Origin of the sequence: Rhodococcus sp. IEGM 1306 (genome assembly GCF_036541985.1) — a bacterium.
Classification (GTDB): domain Bacteria; phylum Actinomycetota; class Actinomycetes; order Mycobacteriales; family Mycobacteriaceae; genus Rhodococcus_F; species Rhodococcus_F qingshengii.
Genome location: NZ_JAZHFF010000003.1, coordinates 586680 through 607178, shown reverse-complemented (window position 1 = coordinate 607178; position 20499 = coordinate 586680). Strand labels below are relative to the sequence as shown.

Annotated in this window: 19 protein-coding genes and 1 riboswitch; of the genes, 10 read left to right on the top strand and 9 right to left on the bottom strand. The window is 61.9% G+C overall.

Annotation, left to right across the window (positions count from 1 at the left end; genetic code table 11):
- From V3587_RS12350 to V3587_RS12335, 4 genes are all read left to right on the top strand, one after another.
- A complete protein-coding gene (locus V3587_RS12350) occupies positions 1 to 1059 on the top strand; it encodes a DUF917 domain-containing protein (RefSeq protein WP_283376444.1) in 1059 nt (352 codons plus the stop codon).
- Positions 1056 to 2591, top strand: a complete 1536-nt coding sequence (locus V3587_RS12345; protein ID WP_283376445.1) for a PucR family transcriptional regulator — start codon at positions 1056 to 1058, stop codon at positions 2589 to 2591. Before V3587_RS12350 ends, V3587_RS12345 begins: the two co-directional genes overlap by 4 nt.
- Before the next feature lie 60 nt (positions 2592 to 2651).
- Positions 2652 to 2766: riboswitch (SAM riboswitch) on the top strand.
- A 53-nt stretch (positions 2767 to 2819) separates the two neighbouring features.
- Entirely contained in the window at positions 2820 to 4145 is a 1326-nt protein-coding gene (locus tag V3587_RS12340; protein ID WP_095973422.1) for an aminotransferase class V-fold PLP-dependent enzyme, read from the top strand.
- Positions 4146 to 4355: 210 nt separating this feature from the next.
- Positions 4356 to 4970 carry a hypothetical protein gene (locus V3587_RS12335; protein WP_124569017.1) on the top strand — a complete coding sequence of 205 codons (615 nt, stop codon included), beginning with the start codon at positions 4356 to 4358 and terminating at the stop codon, positions 4968 to 4970.
- Here the strand turns inward: V3587_RS12335 and V3587_RS12330 are convergent.
- A complete protein-coding gene (locus V3587_RS12330) occupies positions 4949 to 5857 on the bottom strand; it encodes a PaaX family transcriptional regulator C-terminal domain-containing protein (RefSeq protein WP_095973420.1) in 909 nt (302 codons plus the stop codon). The genes V3587_RS12335 and V3587_RS12330 overlap by 22 nt on opposite strands.
- Before the next feature lie 109 nt (positions 5858 to 5966).
- Here V3587_RS12330 and V3587_RS12325 point away from each other — a divergent pair, with 109 nt between their 5' ends.
- Both V3587_RS12325 and V3587_RS12320 read left to right on the top strand, forming a co-directional pair.
- A complete protein-coding gene (locus V3587_RS12325; protein WP_283376446.1) occupies positions 5967 to 6965 on the top strand; it encodes an alpha/beta hydrolase family protein in 999 nt (332 codons plus the stop codon).
- Positions 6958 to 8169 carry a saccharopine dehydrogenase family protein gene (locus tag V3587_RS12320; protein WP_283376447.1) on the top strand — a complete coding sequence of 404 codons (1212 nt, stop codon included), beginning with the start codon at positions 6958 to 6960 and terminating at the stop codon, positions 8167 to 8169. The genes V3587_RS12325 and V3587_RS12320 overlap by 8 nt, the downstream gene beginning before the upstream one ends.
- On the opposite strand, the gene V3587_RS12315 is transcribed toward V3587_RS12320, so the two are convergent.
- Both V3587_RS12315 and V3587_RS12310 read right to left on the bottom strand, forming a co-directional pair.
- Positions 8170 to 8514 (bottom strand): hypothetical protein, encoded by a 345-nt coding sequence (locus tag V3587_RS12315; protein WP_095973418.1) that lies wholly within the window; start codon positions 8512 to 8514, stop codon positions 8170 to 8172. It lies immediately after the preceding gene.
- A gap of 94 nt (positions 8515 to 8608) precedes the next feature.
- Positions 8609 to 8986 carry a hypothetical protein gene (locus V3587_RS12310; RefSeq protein ID WP_283376448.1) on the bottom strand — a complete coding sequence of 126 codons (378 nt, stop codon included), beginning with the start codon at positions 8984 to 8986 and terminating at the stop codon, positions 8609 to 8611.
- 63 nt (positions 8987 to 9049) lie between these two features.
- Between V3587_RS12310 and V3587_RS12305 the strand changes: the two genes are divergently transcribed.
- Positions 9050 to 9628 (top strand): CGNR zinc finger domain-containing protein, encoded by a 579-nt coding sequence (locus V3587_RS12305; protein WP_095973416.1) that lies wholly within the window; start codon positions 9050 to 9052, stop codon positions 9626 to 9628.
- Positions 9629 to 9812: 184 nt separating this feature from the next.
- Entirely contained in the window at positions 9813 to 11420 is a 1608-nt protein-coding gene (locus tag V3587_RS12300; RefSeq protein WP_095973445.1) for an ABC transporter substrate-binding protein, read from the top strand.
- A 339-nt stretch (positions 11421 to 11759) separates the two neighbouring features.
- Here the strand turns inward: V3587_RS12300 and V3587_RS12295 are convergent, their stop codons facing one another.
- The gene (locus V3587_RS12295; RefSeq protein ID WP_283376449.1) at positions 11760 to 13262 is read right to left on the bottom strand and encodes an MFS transporter; all 1503 of its coding nucleotides are present in this window, start codon (positions 13260 to 13262) and stop codon (positions 11760 to 11762) included.
- Positions 13263 to 13420: 158 nt separating this feature from the next.
- Between V3587_RS12295 and V3587_RS12290 the strand changes: the two genes are divergently transcribed.
- The gene (locus V3587_RS12290) at positions 13421 to 14095 is read left to right on the top strand and encodes a TetR/AcrR family transcriptional regulator (RefSeq protein WP_095973444.1); all 675 of its coding nucleotides are present in this window, start codon (positions 13421 to 13423) and stop codon (positions 14093 to 14095) included.
- Here the strand turns inward: V3587_RS12290 and V3587_RS12285 are convergent.
- Positions 14085 to 15044, bottom strand: coding sequence for a DMT family transporter (locus V3587_RS12285; RefSeq protein WP_283376450.1), 960 nt, complete (start codon positions 15042 to 15044; stop codon positions 14085 to 14087). The two genes, V3587_RS12290 and V3587_RS12285, sit on opposite strands and share 11 nt — an antisense overlap.
- 277 nt (positions 15045 to 15321) lie before the next feature.
- Here V3587_RS12285 and V3587_RS12280 point away from each other — a divergent pair, with 277 nt between their 5' ends.
- Entirely contained in the window at positions 15322 to 15600 is a 279-nt protein-coding gene (locus tag V3587_RS12280; RefSeq protein WP_124569008.1) for a YHS domain-containing protein, read from the top strand.
- Between the two features lie 233 nt (positions 15601 to 15833).
- On the opposite strand, the gene V3587_RS12275 is transcribed toward V3587_RS12280, so the two are convergent.
- From V3587_RS12275 to V3587_RS12260, 4 genes are all read right to left on the bottom strand, one after another.
- A complete protein-coding gene (locus V3587_RS12275) occupies positions 15834 to 16652 on the bottom strand; it encodes a CPBP family intramembrane glutamic endopeptidase (RefSeq protein ID WP_283376451.1) in 819 nt (272 codons plus the stop codon).
- Positions 16653 to 16871: 219 nt separating this feature from the next.
- Positions 16872 to 18206 carry an MFS transporter gene (locus V3587_RS12270; protein ID WP_283376452.1) on the bottom strand — a complete coding sequence of 445 codons (1335 nt, stop codon included), beginning with the start codon at positions 18204 to 18206 and terminating at the stop codon, positions 16872 to 16874.
- Positions 18190 to 18717, bottom strand: a complete 528-nt coding sequence (locus V3587_RS12265; RefSeq protein ID WP_124569005.1) for a carboxymuconolactone decarboxylase family protein — start codon at positions 18715 to 18717, stop codon at positions 18190 to 18192. The genes V3587_RS12270 and V3587_RS12265 overlap by 17 nt, the downstream gene beginning before the upstream one ends.
- A 73-nt stretch (positions 18718 to 18790) precedes the next feature.
- Positions 18791 to 20221, bottom strand: a complete 1431-nt coding sequence (locus tag V3587_RS12260) for an MFS transporter (protein ID WP_095970775.1) — start codon at positions 20219 to 20221, stop codon at positions 18791 to 18793.
- Positions 20222 to 20499: the final 278 nt, after the last annotated feature.

Here is a 20499-nt window from a genome sequence, read left to right as displayed (position 1 = left end):
GTGAGCAGCCTGCACGCGGTCCGGGAGGCCGACCTCGACGCGATCGCAGCGGGGGCGGTGGTCTTGGGCTGCGGCGGGGGCGGCGATCCACGCCTGTTCGTGGAGATGCTTCGTCCACTCATTGCGTCCACTTCGGTAGAGGTCATCGCGCCGGAGAAGTTGCCCGACGGGGCACTGGTCATGCCGGTGGGAATCGTTGGATCGGCTCTGGCTTTGGAGGAGCAATTGCCATCCGGGCGTGAGTTTTCCGATACTGCAGCAGCTTTGACTCGGTGGACCGGGAAGCGTCCGACCGCAGTGATGACGTTCGAAGGCGGTGGACTCAACGCTCTTTCCGGCATTGCGGCGGCGCTGGCGTTGGGAGTTCCCGTCGTCGACGCGGACCTGCTCGGTCGGGCGATGCCGCGGCTCGATCACTTCTCTCTCGCCGCAGCCGGATTGGAATTGTGCCCGGTCACCCTCGCCCAGCCAGGCGGCCTGATCACCGTTATTGACGGAGTGGATGTGCTGGGCGCCGAGGTAGCAGTGCGCTCTCTGATCGGGCGAACCAGCGGTTGGGGAGCTCTGGCGATCGCGTCGATCGATGCGCGGACCGTGCGGGAGGCCTGTATTCCGGGAACTCTCTCCCGAGCGCACGAATTGGGGCAGCACATCGGTGCCCTCGGCAGTTGGCAGGAGATCGCCGGAAGCGCCGGAGCGCGGGTGCTGGGGACAGGCCGAGTGCGTGCGGTGCGTCGTAGCCGCCCGGGCGCAGACGATCGTCGAGGCAACGTGATTCTCGAACACGATTCTGCGGTGATGCGAGTCGAATTCGAGAGTGAATTCCTGACCGTCGCGTTGGATGGCGAGATGATCGCAACATGCCCGGACATCGTGACGCTGCTCGACGTCCGGACCGGTGCCTTCGTCTCGTGTGAATCCGTGCACCAGGGTCAGGATGTAGCTGTCTTGGTCCTGCCCGGCCCACCGTGGTGGGCGGACGAGGTGGGCAGATTGAAGGTTGTCGGCCCGCGGGCGTTCGGAATCGACCATGACGCGGTGCTGATGGAGGCGCGATGAGCGCGAGTGTTTCGGCGTTGCTGAACAACCCGGTCTTTGTCGGGTTGTATCGACTCGCGGGCGAGGGCGACCCCGTCGTCACGACAGTGGGGGCACTCACCGGCGAATCGGCACAGTCGGCGGAGGCAGTGTCGGGTGCGGCGGGTTCGGGATCGGTTCTGGTGATTCTCGATCGAATCGATGTGGGGGAGTGGAGATTCGATGCGCTCCTTCGACGCACGGCAGCGACCGGGTGCCAGGTAGTCGCTGTTCACAGTGGTGCGACCGAGGATGTGAGTCTCTCGTTGCTCGCGGATCGGCTCGGACTGGTGGTGCTCGGCGTCTCCGACCCTTGGCAGTTCAGCGTGGATCTTCGTGATCTTCTCTCGAATTCGCGTGCGGTGATGGCTGACGCAGTACTGCGGGCGACACACGCGGGCCAACGAGCCGGCGGAAGCGTCGAGAATCTTCTGTCGGTGTTACTGAACACCTTTCAGCGTTCGTTCATTCTCCTGGACTCGTCCGGACGTCCGCTGAGGGGCGCTGAGCTCTTGTCAGAGGCTGATCGTGCAGGCGCGGGTACGTTGTCGGGTCGTGGGGCACCGACCACCGTCGAGTTGGACTCCGGTGGGGTCCTGATCGCGTGCCCGGTGACGTCCGGCGCGGCCAGAGAGCCCTGGCTGGCTGTACTGCTTCCGGTGCGACAGAGCGTCGAAGAGGCTTCTCTCTCAGTGGTTCTCGACGTTGCCTCGTTGGCTGTCGGGCACCGCCTGGCCGTTGCACGCATGGTCGACGAGCGTGAAGCGCGCCGGCGCAGCGCGTTGCTCGGTGAACTGATCGACACGTCCGCAGATGCCACACCCGGACTACTCCGGCGCGCACTCGACGCGGGTTGGGTGCTGGACGGATGGCACATCGGCATCAAAGTCCTGGCGGTGGGTGAGGTCGACCTGGTCGCCAGGCGCAGTGAAGTTGCAGACGCCCTCGCCGCCGAGGGAATCGACGCCACCGTCGTCGAACAGGCTGACGGCTGGGCGGCGTGGACGACTCTGCCCGGTGAGCCGCGTCCGGAGGCGATCACCAGGATTGCCGAGAGTATTCGTGCAGGTCAAGCCCGATTGGGGCCCACCATGGAGACATGGGTGGGAGTGGGACGCGCGCACGATGGGCCAGCCGGAATCGGAGCGTCTCTGTCGGAGGCGGGGGATGCCGCTCGGCTCGCCGGTTCCCGGTCACAAACGGGCCGATTCCTGCACGTGGACCGCCTGGGGTTGGCGCAGTTGCTACTGGCGTGGACGCGAACCGACACGTTTCAGCCCGCGGCCGCAGCACTGCTCGCGCCGCTACGAGATGCGAGTGGGGAGTTGCTGGAGACGCTCTCGACGTACCTCGACGAAGAATCGTCTCTGGCTCATACCGCCACTCGAATGGGCTTGCACCGCAACACCGTATCGAGTCGTATCGATCGAATTCAGCGACTTCTCTCGGTGGATCTGGCCGATCCGGAAACCAGGCTTGCGCTCCACCTCGCCTGTCGGACGATCGCGCCGTGACGACGGTCTTCCCAGCTTCGTCTTGACAAGCACGGGAGGTTCCTGCCATCCTCGTTGCCAGGTCACGAGTACCAGTGTTCAGCCCCGGCTTGCTGGTCGGCAACCCTCCTCCGCGGTGGGGTGCTCCGGGTGACGACCCGGCTGCGTTCGAAAACGAATGCGGCAAGCGCGGACTCTTCCGGGGCCATCTCCCGACGAACGAGTCCTTGAACGTGAGGATTGTCTTCGATGACTGCTGTATTGAGTGCCGACACCTGCTGCACCGCTCCGATCGCCAAGGTTTCGGGTGCCGACCTGCAGGTTCCGCTGGTTCAGGGCGGCGAATGCTCCTACGCCAACTTCGACTACGCCGCGAGCGCGCCGGCATTGGCCCAGGTCACCGACCGTATCGCCGAGTTGTTGCCGACGTACGCCAGTGTTCACCGCGGTGCCGGGTACGCGTCCCGGATCTCCACGCTCACCTACGAGAACGCTCGTGAATCCGTTGCCCGTTTCGTGAACTGTGCCGACGATCAGGTCGTCGTCTTCACCCGGAACACCACCGATTCGCTCAACTTGCTGGCCCAGTGCGTCCCCGGCAGCACCGTTGTCCTCGACGTCGAGCATCACGCAAACCTGTTGCCGTGGAACGACGCTCGTATCGTCACCGCTGCAGACACCATCGAAGAGACGATCGAGCGTCTGATCGGTGAACTGTGCACCAAGCCTGCTGCGCTGCTCGCAATCACCGGCGCCTCCAACGTGACCGGCGAGATCCTGCCGATTGCACGCTTGGCCGACATCGCGCACCGTTGCGGCGCACGTATTCTCGTCGACGCTGCTCAATTGGCTCCCCATCGTCGCATCGACCTGCAGGAATGCGGCGTCGACTACGTGGCGTTCTCGGGCCACAAGCTCTACGCGCCGTTCGGCGCCGGCGTACTGGTCGGACGCCGTGACTGGCTCGACGAAGCTCAGCCCTACCTCGCCGGCGGAGGCGCCGTGCGTGAGGTGACCGTCGAGTCCACCGAATGGGCTTGCGCGCCTGCACGTCATGAGGCCGGTTCCCCCAACGTGCTCGGTGCGGCAGCAATCGCGACCGCATGCGAAACCCTGCACGCCCTGGACTTCGACGTCATCGCCGAGCACGAGAAGGCACTCACCGCGCAGCTCACCGACGGATTGTCCGCCATCGAGGGAGTCTCGTTGGTGCGACTGTGGAACGACGCACCGGACGCCGTCGGAATCGTCACCTTCACCGTCGACGGATTCGAAGCCGGCGAGATCGCCGCATTCCTGTCCGCAGAACACGGCATCGGAGTTCGCGACGGTCGCTTCTGCGCACACCCGGTTCTCGCGCGCCTCGGTCTCTCCGGCGGCGCCGTCCGCGCCAGCCTCGGGCTGGGTAGCAGCTCGGACGACGTGACGCGCTTGGTCGACGCCGTGAACATCCTGGTTTCGAATCAGCGTGATTGGAAGTACGCGAAGACGGCCGGAGCGTGGAACCCCGTGCCCGAGACCCGCCCCTTCCTCGGAGCTGCCGACGACAACGCCGGCGCAGCCGAGTGCGTCTGAGCTGAGCTCGGTCCCCGAAAACTCGAATGGACAACTAGCATGGCAGCCATGGCACCAGCGGATTTTCCCGCCACCCCTTCGAGAGTGAGCATCACTCTCGGTCAGTGGTGCCGTCGTCATGTCGATCTGTGCCGTACCTCGTCAGGAATGTGTTCGAGCTGACGATTCGTCTCGCTCATCCCACACTTTTCTGATTTTCGGAGGTCACACATGTCTTCACTCGCTTCGCATTCTCTGCACGTGGCGGTCGAGTTGACCGGATCCGGTCACCATCCGGCCGCTGAGGGCGCACCAGGAAACCTGCCGATCATCGGCGGCGACTACTGGGTGGACCTCACCGAGAGCGACAGGGCTCTCGATTTGGCTTCATTCCCTACCAATGTGGTTCGGATTCGCGCTGCGGATCTGCGTGAGGCGCAGCTCGAACGCGCCCGGATCCGTGCTGCTGTCGCCGAAGAAGGCCGCGATCCCGACAGTGTCGCAGTGCTGGTCGATCTCGAGATTCTGATCGCACCGGAAGCTCGCTCCGCCCGAAAAGAGCTTGCACAGTTGGACAGTGCGTTGACTGCTCCGCGGGTCCCGGTTTCGCTTCACTACGTCGGAACACCCTCCGGGCTCGGCAGTTTGATCGCCGATATCCGAGCTGCCGAGGTCGCCGACGGCGTTACGTTGCTCCCCCTCGCATTGCCCCGCACACTCGAACATCTGGTGGACAGCACCATTCCGTGGCTCCAGGATCGCGGACTTGTCACACCGTCCACCGCAGTCGACGAAGTGCTCGGTCGTTTCGGACTGCCGCCCCGTCAGCGCACGCTCGCGTCCTGATCACCGATCGCATCTGCGTACAGGTGGAACAGCGACGGTAATTCGTCTGCACCGTCCACCTGTGCCAGAAGCGCCCAGCACTGTGCCGTGACGAAGCGCGCCCGCGTGCCGATCCAGTTGGTTGGCAGCAGTTCCGGCGGCAGCAGAGGGTCCGGCTCCATAGCTCGCGTGAATTCCGCCGCGAGTTCGATGGTCATCGTGACAGCATCGGTGCCCGGAGTGTTCTGCAGTTTCTCCAGGCGCACAGTCGCTACGTCGAGCAGCCGTTCGTATCCGGCTGCGATCTCGTCCAGCGGCCACAACTGTGCGGCAATTTTCACGGGGTCTTCGAGCCTGCCCACCTTCAGATCCCGAGTGGTGAGAGAAGACAGGTGCTGTTCGACGTCGAGTTCGGCGGCCGCATCGAGAACGTACGGTTCCCAGGTGTGCGGCGAGACGTACAGACCGCCCTGGACGAGCGCGCCGCCGAGGTATACGACCCTGGTGCGCAGCGCATCTCGTGCTTTCCGTGACGACTCCGGAATTGCGAATCCGACCAGATGCCAATACCCGTCCCACGGTGTCGCAGTGTTGCGATCTTGTTGATAGGCCAGTCGAACGAATTCGACGTCGGGTTCCATCTCGCGCACGGCTTTCGGCGTTGCTCGTAGCGTGGCCTGCCGCCCGCGACCTTCCTGAGTGAACTTCCCCTCGGTGACCAACCGCTTGATGCACAGCCGAACCTGTTGATCTGTTTTGTCGAGGGCGTCGGCGGTGGCATAGAGGGTGCGCCCGTCGACAGTTCCGTCTGTGCGCAGTAGACCCTCGATCAAGATCCTCGTGGGCACATCGACGTCCCTGTCCGTCATTGCCGTGTCCTTTCCTCGCCTCTCGACATCTTCGCCCATAACTGTACTATCGAATGCAATACGATCGTTTCAAATTCGTACGTTAGGCGGGAAGATGGCAGTCGGATCGGTGAGTGAGAGGAAGAGTGGCCATCGTTTACGCAGGTGGATGGTTACTTCCCTGGCAGTGGTCGTTGTTCTGATCGTGGGTCTGGTGGGCTGGACGCTGTACCAGAACACCTATGACATCCGTGAGGAAAAAGTGACGATCTCCGGGGGATCGGTGCCGCTCCAGGGAGTCCTTGCACTGCCCGAACACGGTGACGGTCCCTTCGGGCTCGTGGTTTTCGTCCACGGAGACGGGCCGGTCGATGCAACACACGAGACCTTTTACAGGCCGGTCTGGGAGGCGTTCGCCAAGGCCGGGTACGCGTCACTCTCCTGGGACAAGCCGGGGGTGAATGGGGCACCGGGCAATTGGCTCGATCAGAGCATGGACGATCGGGCGGCGGAAACGGAAGCGGCAATCGAGTGGGCACGGGGCCGTTCGGACATCGATCCGTCTCGTATCGGTCTGTGGGGTGCGAGCCAGGCAGGGTGGGTGATGCCCAAGGTGGTGAACCTCGACCCGGACGTAGCGTTCGTCATTGCCGTGGGTCCGGCGATCAACTGGCTCCAACAAGGCGAATTCAATACTCTTGCCGAACTTTCCGAGAGAAATGCGTCGGCCGACGAATTCGAGAAAGCGCGGGTCGATCGTGCGAAGAACTTGGATCAGTTGGCCCGTGATGCAACGTTCGGCGATCTCGTGGCCTCCGGCGAGGCCGACGGTCTCACCGAAGACCGATGGAACTTCATCCGAAAGAACTACCGATCGGATGCGCGAGCCGATCTCGAAACCGTGAAGGTTCCGGTGCTCTTGATCATCGGCGGACAAGACGTCAACGTCGACGTGGCAGACACCGAAAGGGTGTATCGCGAAGTGCTCGACGCTCCAGGGCAATTGGTGGTCGAGAAGTATCCCGACGCAACCCATTCGATTGTGGACAAGAACCTCGAAGACTCGGAAGTGATGTCGGCTCTGGTAGCCGTTCTTGCTCCCCGTTCGATCTTCGCTCCTGGCTATCTAGCGGATCAGACTGCATTCTTGGAGGGAATTCATGGCTGACGGAATTACGGTTGTCGCACTGGGCGGCGCCGGTGCGATGGGCTCGGCAGCAGTTCGACTGGCTGCAACATTGCCGGGAATCGGCAGCGTAGTAGTCGCGGATCGTGATATCGATGCTGCGAATCGTCTTTCAGTTGAACTGGCTCAGGCATCAGCGCAAGTCGAGGCGCGCAGCATCGACGTCACAGACGGTCGCACGCTACGTGAATTGTTGGACGACGCAGACGTGATCATCAATACCGTCGGCCCGTTCTTCCGTTTCGGTGTCGGCATTCTCCAGGCAGCGATCGAGACCGGGACTCACTATCTCGACATCTGCGACGACTGGGAACCGGCCGTCGACATGCTGGAATTGAATTGCGCTGCCAGGGAAGCCGGAATCTGTGCGGTAGTGGGCATGGGCGCAAGTCCCGGGATGAGTAATCTCCTGGCCGCGATGGCAGTCTCGCGATTGGACGTGGTCGACGACCTGTACACAGCCTGGCCGGTTGATGTCGAAGGCGAGGACGAGTCGGTAGACACATTGAGTGCAGCCGCCGTTCACTGGATGCAGCAGATCAGCGGCAAGGTGCCGGTCGTTCGTGCGGGACGAATCGTCAAAGAAGCACCGTTGCGTTCCATCTCACTGGAACTGCCCGGCGGACGCCGCGGAAACGCTTACGTGGTCGGGCATCCGGAGCCGGTGATGTTTCATCGAACCTTCCGCCCCTCAGGTCATTCGGCAAATCTGATGGTGATCACACCGGAAACCGTTGCGTTTCTCGACGTTCTACGTTCGGATATCGACAAGGGCAGAATCGATCTCGACTCGGCCGCTGAAGAATTGGGCAAACCCTCGCTCAGTCGGATGATCCGTGCTGCGCCTCGCATGCTCACGCGCGCCGACCACGGATCGTTGCCGTCGTTCTTCGCCTCGGCCACAGGGGTGCTCGATGGACGAAAGACGCGCGTCGTGGCACGGATCGCTGATGATTCATCGGTATCGGAGTTGCTGTCGGACATGGCCGGTGCAACCGGAATCCCCTTGGCGCTCGGCCTTGCTCAGGTGGTGTCGCGGCTGGCCGACGGAACGATTTCTGATCGGGTCGGTGTGCACTCAGCTGAGAGCGCCATCGACCCGGAAGTTCTGTTCACTGCACTGGCGCGGTTGTTCGATCGAACCGACTGGAGTGAGATCGTCACCGTCGAATCCGAGTTCAGCTAGTCAGTTCGCGGCGTGTGATCCGATGCGACTTCGGATTTCGGTCTCGACACGATCCGGATCTTTGGGGCTGAACGAAGGCGCTCCGCGACCGGCGAGGGTGAGTACCACTGCGGTCTCCTTCCACGGGCGTGAAAGGTCCAGGCTGTACCACGAGCTGAAATCTGTTGTTCCCCAGATTCGTAGGCGTCCACTCAGCCATGACATGACGCCGAGGTCGACGGTTTCGATCTGCGAGTACGGAACGAACTTGCTGACAAACGGAAAGTAGTAGTGGCGGATCGTGACGCCCTGATCGCCGATCCGGACCGTCCTGTCCTCGTAGATGGTCGATGTCCCTGCACTCACAGTGATAACCCGGTTCCTGCTGTTCGATGTACTTGGAGGTTTCCCGAAAACCAACCATACAGTTTCTACTGAGTCGGGACGCTTGCGGCGTGTGTCAGGCTCTGATGTGCCTTGTGGCGACGAGATCGCTGACCGCGATCTGCGCATTGCCGATTGCCGTCTGCACTGGTTCGCAACTGCTCGACGCTCTGGCGAGGGCGAGAATCGCGGTGAGTAGGGCGGCGTCGGGTTCGCCTGCGAACGGCCCGCTCTCGACGTCGAACTTTCCGCTTCGCAACTGCTTTCGGGCGTTGGTGCCAAGTTGCGAAATGACCTCGTCCATTGCGGCCAGGCATTGGGCGAGTGCGCCGATCGACCAGTAGAGATCGGCGGCGACGATGGGTGTCTCCGATGCCACGGTGCCGGCGCGGCGCAAACGGTGATGGGTGTCGAGGAGTATCTCCGGCAGTCTGTGGTCTACGCAGTGTTCCATCCCGCCGCCTTCGTAAGGTGTAAAGTTGGGTTATTCAATTACGGTAAAGCAGGGCGGTAAGGGATGCAAGTAGTTTTAGACGATTACGTCGCCGGTGCGTCGTTCGCGACCGACCTGGTCAATACCTCACCCCGAGTGTGGGTGGAGGCAGGGGACGCGTTGCCTGACCCTCAGGCGCTTCACGATCTACTCGGTGAACACGGACTCTCGCCGGATGCGCTCCCCAACGGGCGTCGGCCTACCCGCGGTGAACTTGCCGACGTGCAGGCGCTCAGAGAGGAGATTCGTTCGATTCTCGATGCTCCGACCTGCGACGAGCTCGTTGATCGCACTCATCGACTCCTGCAAACCGTCCCGCATCACGTTCGGCTCGTGCCTGATTCCCAGGACGACTATCGGTGGAATGCACTACCGGACGGCACAATCGATCTCGCGGGTGAACTCACGTTGTCGATCGGATACTCGTTGCTGGGAACTCTGCGCACATTGGGGTACGAACGATTCCGCCCATGCGCGTCGCCGACATGCAACGGGGTGTTCGTCGATACGAGTCGGGGAGGGCGACGCCGCTACTGCATGCCTGCGTTGTGCGGCAATCGAATCAACGTCGCGAATCACCGTCAACGACAGCGTTCTACTTAGTCGTCAACGACAGCGTCGTACTTAGCCGTCAACGACAGCGTCGTACTTAGCCTCTGCGCTCGCTCGGTCGATAGTGACAATCGAACAGAGTACGACCGACTGTATGGGGCACTTCAACGAGATACAGACCACGTCAGTCCCGCACGATTGTCGCCATGGCAACTTCTAGTAGATGGCGGCTCGTATGAAAGCCCGTTCTGTCTCCGCGACAGCAGTTATCAGCGTTGGCGTATTCACCCTGGCCGGGTGTGGCGGCGCATCCAGTCCCGAAGGTTCGGTCGGTGAGTATGCACAGGACGGCAGTTTCACGACCGTCATCAACGCCGATCCCGGAAATCTGCACCCTCTGATCACCAACCTTACGTCGACTCAGATCGTGAACGCGTACTCGTACGATTCGTTGATCGACATAGACGCGCAAACACGCACTGTGCGTCCGTATCTGGCAGAAAGCTGGAGTGAAGAAGGGAACACACTCAAGTTCGTGCTCAAGAAGGGTATTACGTGCGCCGACGGCACTTCCTTCACCGCACAGACCGCGGCCGATGACATCAACTGGGTCATGGACCCTGAAAACGCTTCACCGCTACGCGGCTCCACCGTACCGTTGTCGACGGTCGCGTCCGCGGACGGTGACGAACTGACGGTGACTACAGCCGAACCGGCACCCTTCTTGCTCTCTCGAATCGGCGCGTTGCGGCTGCCGTGCGCTGCGACGCTCGACGACCCGGCCAGTATCCGTTCGAGTAGTAACGGAACGGGTCTGTTCAAGGTCACCGAAGTTGTTCCCAACGATCACATCACGATGGAACGCCGCGACGGCTACACCTGGAGTCCGAACGGGGAGACCACTTCCGACACTCTCGGGGTACCGAAGACGGTGACGATCAAGATTGTCACCGATCCGAGTACGACCGCGAATCTTGTTCTCACCGGCGGAGTGAATGCCGCGGCAGTGACAGGTTCGGACGAGGAACGAGTCTTGGCCGCAGGTCTGGATTCGAAGACCTACACCACGTTGTCCGGCGAGTTCATCTTCAATCATTTCGCGTCTCTACCCACGTCGGACCGCGCTGTGCGGCAGGCGCTCGTTCAAGCAGTCGATCTGGACGACTACACCGAGATCACCACCGGCGGAAAAGGAACCCGCGCACGCGCCCTTGCGGTTTCGGAACCCCTTGCCTGCGACTACAACAGTGTCGAAGGAACGATCCCCGAATTCGACGTCGACGCGGCAAAGAAGACGTTGTCCGACGCCGGCTGGAAGGCAGGGGCCGACGGCGTCCTGACGAAGGACGGGCGACCGCTTGCACTCAACGTGATTTTCAACAACTCGCGCGATACGAACTCTGCCGCCGCGGAATACGTGGCAACCCAGTGGGAAGGACTGGGTGCGAAGGTGAAACTGACCGGCGGCGACTACAGTTTCGTCATCGCCAACACGTTCAGCACCACCGACCTGTCGTCGTGGGACGTTTCCATCGGTTTGACGCTGGGGAGTGATACGCCGAGTATCTTTGCCAAGTACTTCACCGGCCCGCCGAAGCCCGAAGGAGTGAACTTCGCTTCCCTCGACAACAAGAAGTACATCGAATTGTCCACTGAGGCTTCGCTTCTTCCCGGCGACGAGTCTTGCAAGATCTGGGAGGAAAGTGAGCGGGCATTGTTCAACGACATCGACCTGCTTCCGGTGTCGACGACACCCGCTCACATGTTCTTCAACGGAGCAACGTCGATCTACCCACCTTCGAGCGGAATCCTTCCGGGCTCGGCGATCCGGGTCTTGAAGTAGACCACCCGCTAACGCTCACTTTCGGGTATTGATCATCCGAAGTGCAAACCGAAATACCACCGCGGCACCCGCACCTGCAGCCAGGCCGGCGACGACATCGGCAAGTAGAACACCGACGCCTATGCCGAGGACGGCAGCAGCGGCGACGGCAAGGGCGACGTCAGCACGAGGAGCGGCGATCGCGGCATCCTTTCCCCGAGTATCGAACGAGCACTCATCTCAACGGAGCATGTCACGAAACTGTCGTCCGCAGGTGTATCAACCGCAAAACGCCTCGAACGCGTCGGCCCCGGCGGAGTTGAACTCCGCCGGGGCCGACAATGCGTCTTGCTCGCTGGCTCAGCGCGTCGGGACGGATTCCTTCGACGTGGTCGGGGAGGTATCGGAGTGATCGCTACCAATCTCCTTGCGGGAGTTGGAGCTGTTGAACCGAGGGAGGAAGCCGGCCAGGACGAGCGCGATGACGGCGGATCCGGCAGCGAGAGCCATGACGACGCGGAAAGCGTTCTCCGACGGCAGCGTTGCCCCGCCGATGGACATGGTCATCTGGGCGATGACGACACCCGCGATGGCGCTGGCGAATGATGTACCGAGGGAGCGCATCAGGGTGTTGAAGCTGTTGGCTGCGCCGGTCTCGGACGGAGGAACAGCGCCCATGATGAGAGCGGGCATTGCGCCGTAAGCCATACCGGTGCCTGCACCGATGATCACGGCGATCACAACCAGTTCCCAAATCGAGTGCATGGCGAAAATACCGATGCCGTAACCGATTGCGACCACAACGGCGCCGAGCATGAGCGTCACCTTGGGGCCGTGCGAATTGGTGATGCGTGAGGACAGCGGAGAGATGAGCATCATGATGATGCCGGAGGGAGCCATGACCAGACCTGCGGTGAGCATCGAACCGCCGAGGCCGTAACCGGTGACTTCAGGCAACTGGACGACCTGGGGAAAGACCATGCTGGCGGCGAACATCGCGAATCCGAACACGATGGATGCAAGGTTGGTGAAGAGCACCTGGCGGCGGATGGATACGCGTAGATCGACAAGGGGCTTGGGGGTACGTAGTTCCCACCAGGCCCAGAATCCGAATATCACGATCGAGGTGCCGAACAGGGAAAGCGTGAGCGTGCTCGTCCAACCCCAGTCGCCGCCCTTGGAAATAGCAAGGAGTAGAGCGATGAGGGCTGCCGAAAGCGAGATTGCCCCGCCGAAGTCGAACGTGCCACCCGTGCGAACCGTCGATTCGGGGACCAGGACGACAACGAGGCAGGCCGCGAGTGCGCCGAGAACTGCAGATGCCCAGAACAAAACGTGCCAGTCTGCGTATTCCGCGATCACAGCCGCGATCGGAAGACCCAGAGCGCCACCGACTCCCAGCGAAGCGCTCATCATGGCAACGGCGCCGGCAAGCTTCTTCGACGGAAGCACGTCGCGCATCACGCTGATACCCAGCGGGATGACGCCGGCGGCAAGGCCTTGCAGGATTCGGCCCGCAACGAGCGGGATCACACTCGAGCTGAGTGCGCCGACCACCGAACCGGTCACCAACAGCGCCATGCTGATCAGGAGCAGACGGCGTTTGCCGAACATGTCACCCAAGCGGCCCATGGTCGGGACGGCGACGGCGGCGGCGAGCAGCGTGGCGGTCACAGCCCACGCGGTATCGGACGCCGGCGCATTCAGGTATTCGGGCAGGTGCGGGATGATCGGGATGACCAGCGTCTGCATGAGCGAGACGACGATGCCGGAAAACGCCAGTACAGCCACCACTGCCGTGGTGGCTGGTGACTTCGTCGTCTGTGGCGGCGTTGTCGGTGGTGGAGAAGTGGTTGACGACATTGCGGTAACTCCATCGGAGGAAGAACGAATTATGGTTTAAGTCAGTTGCTTGAACTAAAGTTAAATCAAGTGACTGACTCAATGGAAGGGTGCGCCGGCGATCGTGACGAACGTCTCCGGTGCCGAGCAATTTCGGACGGTCGAGGATGATGGTGGACATGACTACGAGGACTGAGGATGCGACGGCCGACGCCGGCGGCGCGGCAAACTCCGCGCGTTCTGCCGCAACCCGAGACCGCATCCTCGCCGTCGCCGAGCAGTTGTTCGCCGAACACGGAGTCTTCGCGGTGTCGAACCGTCAGGTGAGTGAGGCGGCGGGCCAGGGCAACAACGCCGCCGTCGGTTATCACTTCGGGACCAAGACCGATCTGGTCCGGGCGATCGTGAACAAACATTCCCGGCAGGTGGAGAAGAAGCGTGGTGAACTGCTGCGTGAGATCGAAGGGTCCGAGGATGTTCGTGACTGGATTTCGTGTCTGGTTCGGGCGTCGACCGATCACTACGCCGAAATGGGTGGCCCGACGTGGTACGCGCGGTTCAGCGCGCAGATTCTCACCGATCCGGTCCTGCGGAAGATCGTCTACGACGAGGTGCTGGCCTCGCCCACTCTTCAGGAGACCCTTCGTGGACTTTCGGCCTGTCTGACTGACATGCCGATGAGTGTTCGACGTGCCCGCGCAGACATCGGACGAAATGCGATCGTGCACATGTTCGCCGAACGTGAGCGCGCGCTTGCAGAATCAGGGCCGGACGAGGTCACGTCGTGGGAGGACTTCACCACCGACCTCGTCGACGCGCTGGTGGGTCTTTGGACTGCCCCGATCACCCGCTGACCGACCGTTCTCCGGCGCTGTCCACCTGCTCCGGAGGAACACTGCGCAACGGACCCCGTGTCGGTGGAAGATCCAGGAGCAGGCCGACTCCGGCAAGAATGATGACAAGCCCGCTGACGAGCGCGAAGGTGACAGGCTCGTTCAACCACAGCACTCCGATGGCCGACGCCGAAATCGGAACCAGAAGAGTGACGGCTGACGCCGCGACAGGACCCGCCTGGCGAATTATCCAGAAGTACACCAGGTAGCCACCGGCGGTAGCCCCCAGTCCCAGGGCGGTCACTGCGATCAGTGGACCGACGGTCACGGGCCCCGGCGGGGGAGCGATGGCGGACACAGGTACCAGTAGGACAACCGCGGCAAGCTGCTGGCCGAGGGCAAGTGTCATCGGTGGGGTGCCCTGGAACGATTTTCGTGTGTAGACACCACCGACTGCGTACAGCAGTGCCGCAGTCAAAGATGCGCCGATGGCCAGCATTGCGCGACTGTCGATCGCTGACGGAATCCCGCCGACGAGCACCGAGACGCCGGCAATGCCGATCGCGACACCCGAGACTTTTCGCCAGGTGATCTTTTGCCTAAGCCAGAACGCGGCAACGAACACGGTGAACATCGGCGTCGTGGCATTCAGGATCGACGCCATCGACGAGTTGAGGCCGACGATCGCAGTTGCGACGAGGGTGAGGGGGCCGGCGACGTTGAGGGCTGCCAGCAGTAGGAATGCGGGAAACCGGGAACCGACCGCACGCCAGGTCGATCTGCTGGAAGCCGTTATCAGCGCGAGAACCAACGCTGCAACAATGAAGCGGCCGTGCGTCGTGCCGACGGCGCCGAGAGTTGGTGCCGCCACAGCAACCAGGGGGAACGAGCTTCCCCAGAGCGCGCCGACCAACAGCAAAGCTCCAACTACGGCGAATCGGCTGCCACCGATTGCTTTCCAGTTCTTCATTGAGCCTCTTCGTCGAAGACCTCGTGGGTATGGTCTGTGTACTGACCTAACTTATACCCCCTATAGGTATCAATGTCGCATCCTTGTGGCGTCGGAGGCGAGTGAGGGCTTGGTGATCGATTCTTCGTTCTCCTGCAGTGGCTTACATGATCGAGAGGAGTGAAATGTCGACAGGGCTCTACTATGGTTTCTGGCTCACATACCTATAGGGGGTATGCTCGGAATGTGTGAGCTCGCTTCCCGGGTCACGTCCGTCCGTTAGAGAACAGGAATCGCAATGAGTAGCTGTGGCTGTGGCAATACCCCGACGACAGACGACAACGGTGCTGTAGGCGCTGTCGGTACGGCGATGCCACCCGGTGGAGAAGACCTACTCAACTCGGGGAGTAGCGAACTCGTCGAATGTCGAGTCATGCCCGGTAGCGTGATCGAAAAGACGCGTGCCGAGGCCGAGGGCCTGTTTCGTGACTACGAAGGCAACCGGTACTGGTTCTGCTGCAAGGGTTGTGGACCACGGTTCGACGCAAATCCCAGGAAGTATGCCAACGCGAGCTGAGTAAAAAGTGGTGGTGCAGGCGATGCCTGCACCACCACTTTCTTCCGTCAGTGCAGTGAATGAGTTGCGCCGTTACTCCGCGCCGCGGTCCTACGGTGCCGAATGGTGGAGACAGGTCACGTGGCGCGCTGTCAGATCGACTGACGGTAGCCGAAGAACTCGTGATCTGCTCGATCGCTTGGGCATCGTCGTAGATGCCCCCATCCCTTCAATTTCTCATTGCAGCAACGATTTTATGTGTTCGATGTTTCGTGACGGCCTCGCGCGGCTTCGGTATCGTGAGGTTCGATGTGCTTGCGGCGGACGAAGAGCACGATCGCCAGGGCCAGCATGGTCAGTACGGCGACAATCGCGAGCGGGTACGAATGATCCGGGGTCGTCATACCGGAGATCAAGGAAAAGTCCCACAAGCCGTGCACCACGGCGGGTATCAGCAGGCCCCCGGTACGTCGCCGAATGATGTACAAGAAGTAGCCGGCCACGATGGTGCTGAACACCTGGAGAAAAGCTTTGGGGCCTTCGGAGAACAGGTTGGTCGAGTGCGCCAACCCGAAGATGACGGTGCTCCACAGGGCAACTTTCTTTTCGGAGAAGCCGTTGCTGCGGAAGCAGGTGATTCCGATTCCTCGGAACATCGTCTCCTCGGTGAGGCCGACGAGAAGGCAAGTAAGAAGAAGGAGTGCAACGAACGTGAGGTCCTGGTCGGCGAGACCTGGGTAGTCGGTGACCACAGCGATCGAAATGACCATCATGATCGGTACGACGATCAACCAGCGTTGTACCGGTCGGTCGTCGATCCACACCGGACGCCACCATCGCAGGCATGCGACTGCCCCGTATGCGAGGACGAACGACGCTCCGACCGGCACGATGAGCGAACGCCACAACTGGTCGATGTCGGTCGGAGCTGCGTAGCTGATTTCTTCGTCTCGGGTCAGCAGGAACCCTAATCCTTGAATGACAGCGAGATATACGATCACGAGGGCCACGAACGCTGCGACGGAAAGCCGGCGGCCGGCAACGGTGCGGGATGAAGGCGGGGATGTCGTCATGGGATCGAGGCTAGAAGCCCGTACACGGTTGCACCAAACGAAACCCCCGAGGGAGAAATCCTGGTCATGAATCTCTCCGGAGGTTTCGGAGTCTGCCATTTACCTTGAGTTCCATGGTGTGGACGCACTTTTCGGGTTGCAGCCCATCGAATTTCGTTCTATTGCAGAGTGATTCGGCACTGCCGGCGCAACCGGATTCCTTGGGGGCAGGCTGCCGAATCAGACGGAGCGAGCGCAGGCGCACTGGGTCGCGGCCAGGGTGCATTCTCCTTGCGTCGTTTCGTAAGTCGCAACAGCGCTCGATGATGCCGGCGTCTCGGTGCCCGTCTCCCGGGGCCAAAGTGCGAACCCTGCAACGGCTCCCACTGTGGCCAGGGCGGCGAGGATGGTCCAGGTGACCGCAAATCCCGCGCTCGAACCAACCCACCCGGCGATCGGGTAGGTGACGAGCCAGGCGAGGTGGGACAGGGAGAACTGGGCTGCGAACACCTCCGGTATACCTGCGGGTTCGACGGAGCGCCGAAGCACCTTTCCGGTCGGTGTGACGATCATGGCCATCCCGGCGCCGACGAGTGCCCACACTGCGGCAGTCGGTATCCACGTGAATATTCCTGCCACGGCGAGGGAGGCTGCGGCGCCGGCACTGAAGGCCAGCACAATGGAACCTGCTGTCATCACTGTTCGTTCGGCGGTTCTGTCGAGGACGCGCGGTAGAAGCAGCGCGGTTACCAACGTGCCGGTGCCTGACGCGGCAAGCATCCACGCCACGTCGGATTGGGTTCCACCGAGCTCGTCGCGGACGTAGTTGACGGTGTTGACGACGACGATCGAGCCGGCCGCTGCCACCACGAGATTGAGGGCCATGATGCCGCGCAGTCGCGGCGTGGTCACGAAGATTCGCATTCCCGACGCGATCCGATCCCACGCCTTTCCGTGAGCGCTGGGACGAGCGTTGGGGATTCGAGTGGCCAGCACGAGTAGTGCCGAGACGGCAAAGCCCACGGAGGTGGCGACGAACAACAGGTTGAATGTCATGAAGGAAAGCGCGATCGCGGCGAGAACGGGGCTGAGCAGGCTCTCCATCGTGTAGGCGACCTGCGACGCCGACAGCGCACGGGTGAAATCGGCCTCGTCGGTCACGATGTCGGGAATCACCGCCTGGAACGTGGGAGTGAACGCTGCCGACGCAGCTTGCAGAACGCCTACCAGCACGTAGATGTGCCAGATCTCGCTGACGAAGGGCAAGGCGAGCACAACAGCTGCGCGTATGGCGTCGAGCGCGACGAGGAAAGCCCGTCTCGGCAACCGGTCTACGTACGCCGCCGCGAGCGGAGCGATCACGACGTACAGCGACATCTTGATCGTCAGTGCGGTGGCGAGCACCGCTCCGGCGCTGGGTCCGGCCAGTTCGTAGGCGAGTAGACCCAGGGCAACCGTCGCCAATCCGGTGCCGAACAGCGCGATGATCTGGGCGCTGAAGAGCAGGCGATAGTCGCGAATCAAGAACAGACGCATGCTGTTCCGCTCCGGTGCGGTCCTAGCGGTCCGGTTCATCTGGTTTCACTCCCGCAACAAGATTGAAAGCTCCGGTCAGGATATTGAGGGCCACGATTCCGACTACGTCGGCGATCTCGCGATCACCGTAGCCGTACGCTCGAAGGCCCGCGATGTGTTCGTCCGAAATCGAGGCAGGTTCCCGATAGACGCGAAGTCCGAGGTCGATCATCGCCGCGATGGCGGGATCGGCCGATGTGCCCGCGCGGGCGCGCTCGATCTCGTCCAACTCGACGCCGTTGGCGTGCGCGGCGGCAACGTGGGCTTCTAGGCACACGGCGCAACCTTGCTGGACCTGCACAGCGATCGAGATTCGCTCGGTGATCTTGCGGCTGAGTTTCGCGCGCTTCATTGCGCGGCTGAGTTCCAGATAGCCGCCCAGCACTGCGGGCGAGTGAGCCATTGCCGCGACCATGTCGCCGACCTGTCCGTGACGGTTGACGAGCTCGGCGAGAAGGTCTTTGGATGTGCCGACAGCGGTGGCCGGTGTGAGAGGTGCAAGGCGAGGCATGACAAGTCCTAAGTGGTTCCGACGGTGGTGGGTTCGGCCGGTGATCGCCGGCCGAACCCACCACCGGAGTTGGTCAAGAATTGACGCTGGATCTAGCGGTTTCAGACTCGTCGACCTTGGGCGAGCGCATGACTACCGCGGTGATACCTGCGCCCACTACGGCGATGGCGGCTGCACCGAGGAATACCGCGGAGAACCCGTTCGTCAACTCCGTCAGGTCACCGAGTTGATCGGCGCCGAACACCGCTGCGATCGCGGTCATCACCGCGAGACCGACAGCCGAGCCGACCTGGTAACTGACGTTGACGATGCCGGAGGCCAATCCGCCCTCTTCCGGGCGTGCGGCCGAAATCGCCGTACCCAGTGAGGGAATGAACGCCAGCGTCATACCTGCAGCAGCCACCAGCGACGCCGGCAGTACGTCGACCCAGAAGTTGCCGGTGGGCCGGATCAACGACATCCACCCCAATCCGATTCCCAGTACCAGCAATCCGGCCACGATCATTGCTTTCGCGCCGAATCGCGCCATGGCCCGTGGTGCCACCACGATCATGCCGAGCATGACGAAGATGGTCATGGGCAGCAGCGCTGCACCGGCCGGGAAGGCGCTGTATCCGAGCACTTGCTGCAGGTACAGGTTCAGGAAGAACCACATCGGTATCCAGGCGGCGCCGAGCACGAGCTGAGCGATGTTCGCGGCACCGAGGTTGGGCGCCTTGAAGATTCCCAGACGCACGAGAGGTTCACGACGCTTGGACTGGATCAGTACGAATGCGCCCAACAGAGCGGCCGAAACGGCGAGCGCCAGCCAGGTCTGCCCGGATCCCCACCCGACGTCAGGTGCTCTGACGATGCCGAAGACTCCGACAGCGAGGCCTGCGGTGACGGCCAGTGCGCCGAGGAAATCGATCGAACCGGTACGTGCCGGTGCGTTCGGCATCAGGAAGGGGGTAGCGATCAGCGCGACGACGGCGATGGGAATGTTGAGATAGAACACCCAAGGCCAGCTGGTGTATTCGGTGATGACGCCGCCGAGGAACACGCCGGCCGTACCGCCTGCCGGGGCGGCAGCGCCGTAGATGGACAGCGCCTTGGTCATTTCCTTCTGCGTGCTGCCGAACAGCATCATCAGCAGAGTGAGCGCCGAGGGGGCGATGAGTGCTGCGCCTGCGCCCTGAACTGCGCGGCCCGCAAGTTCGACGGCCACGTTACCGGCGGCACCGGCGACAACGGAACCGATCAGCAGGATCAGCCAACCAGCGGAGAACACTCTGCGAGCGCCGAACAGGTCGGACAGGCGGCCGCCGAGGAGGAGTAGCCCGCCGAACGCGATGACGTATGCATTGAAGACCCAGGTCAGGCCTTCCTGGGAAAAGCCGAGGTCGCTCTGCATCTGGGGGAGAGCGACACCGATGATCGACGTGTCCATGATGACCATGAACTGAGCGGCGGCGATCAACGCCAACGCCCACCACTTACGTGTGGATTTCGGTTGTGTGGACATTCTGAATTCCTTACCTGTACGGGGTATAGGTGATGCTTGCGTGGTCAGGGTGGCGTCATGAGCGAGCCACTGCGACATCGGCGCAGTGCTGCGAGGAAATGCACGGGAAAGGGGCGCTTTTCGAACTCGGTCGGCCGACGCTCGGCGTGGGTGCGCATCGGATCTCCTTCGAGTGAATTCACGGTGTTCGAGTAGTTCGTTGCATACCCTAGGGGGGTATGGTACAAATTGCAACAGCTTCGATTTCGAAGAACTCAGAACCCAACGCAAACGGCAAC

What these genes read in the sequence shown, in the direction of transcription:
- V3587_RS12285 (WP_283376450.1), bottom strand. Translation starts at nt 15,044, where the DNA reads ATGAAGAACTGGAAAGCAATCGGTGGCAGCCGATTCGCCGTAGTTGGA.
- V3587_RS12320 (WP_283376447.1), top strand. Translation starts at nt 6,958, where the DNA reads ATGGCTGACGGAATTACGGTTGTCGCACTGGGCGGCGCCGGTGCGATG.
- V3587_RS12290 (WP_095973444.1), top strand. Translation starts at nt 13,421, where the DNA reads ATGACTACGAGGACTGAGGATGCGACGGCCGACGCCGGCGGCGCGGCA.
- V3587_RS12330 (WP_095973420.1), bottom strand. Translation starts at nt 5,857, where the DNA reads ATGGGCGAAGATGTCGAGAGGCGAGGAAAGGACACGGCAATGACGGAC.
- V3587_RS12310 (WP_283376448.1), bottom strand. Translation starts at nt 8,986, where the DNA reads ATGGAACACTGCGTAGACCACAGACTGCCGGAGATACTCCTCGACACC.
- V3587_RS12300 (WP_095973445.1), top strand. Translation starts at nt 9,813, where the DNA reads ATGAAAGCCCGTTCTGTCTCCGCGACAGCAGTTATCAGCGTTGGCGTA.
- V3587_RS12275 (WP_283376451.1), bottom strand. Translation starts at nt 16,652, where the DNA reads ATGACGACATCCCCGCCTTCATCCCGCACCGTTGCCGGCCGCCGGCTT.
- V3587_RS12265 (WP_124569005.1), bottom strand. Translation starts at nt 18,717, where the DNA reads ATGCCTCGCCTTGCACCTCTCACACCGGCCACCGCTGTCGGCACATCC.
- V3587_RS12335 (WP_124569017.1), top strand. Translation starts at nt 4,356, where the DNA reads ATGTCTTCACTCGCTTCGCATTCTCTGCACGTGGCGGTCGAGTTGACC.
- V3587_RS12305 (WP_095973416.1), top strand. Translation starts at nt 9,050, where the DNA reads ATGCAAGTAGTTTTAGACGATTACGTCGCCGGTGCGTCGTTCGCGACC.
- V3587_RS12260 (WP_095970775.1), bottom strand. Translation starts at nt 20,221, where the DNA reads ATGTCCACACAACCGAAATCCACACGTAAGTGGTGGGCGTTGGCGTTG.
- V3587_RS12325 (WP_283376446.1), top strand. Translation starts at nt 5,967, where the DNA reads ATGGTTACTTCCCTGGCAGTGGTCGTTGTTCTGATCGTGGGTCTGGTG.
- V3587_RS12295 (WP_283376449.1), bottom strand. Translation starts at nt 13,262, where the DNA reads ATGTCGTCAACCACTTCTCCACCACCGACAACGCCGCCACAGACGACG.
- V3587_RS12270 (WP_283376452.1), bottom strand. Translation starts at nt 18,206, where the DNA reads ATGAACCGGACCGCTAGGACCGCACCGGAGCGGAACAGCATGCGTCTG.
- V3587_RS12340 (WP_095973422.1), top strand. Translation starts at nt 2,820, where the DNA reads ATGACTGCTGTATTGAGTGCCGACACCTGCTGCACCGCTCCGATCGCC.
- V3587_RS12345 (WP_283376445.1), top strand. Translation starts at nt 1,056, where the DNA reads ATGAGCGCGAGTGTTTCGGCGTTGCTGAACAACCCGGTCTTTGTCGGG.
- V3587_RS12280 (WP_124569008.1), top strand. Translation starts at nt 15,322, where the DNA reads ATGAGTAGCTGTGGCTGTGGCAATACCCCGACGACAGACGACAACGGT.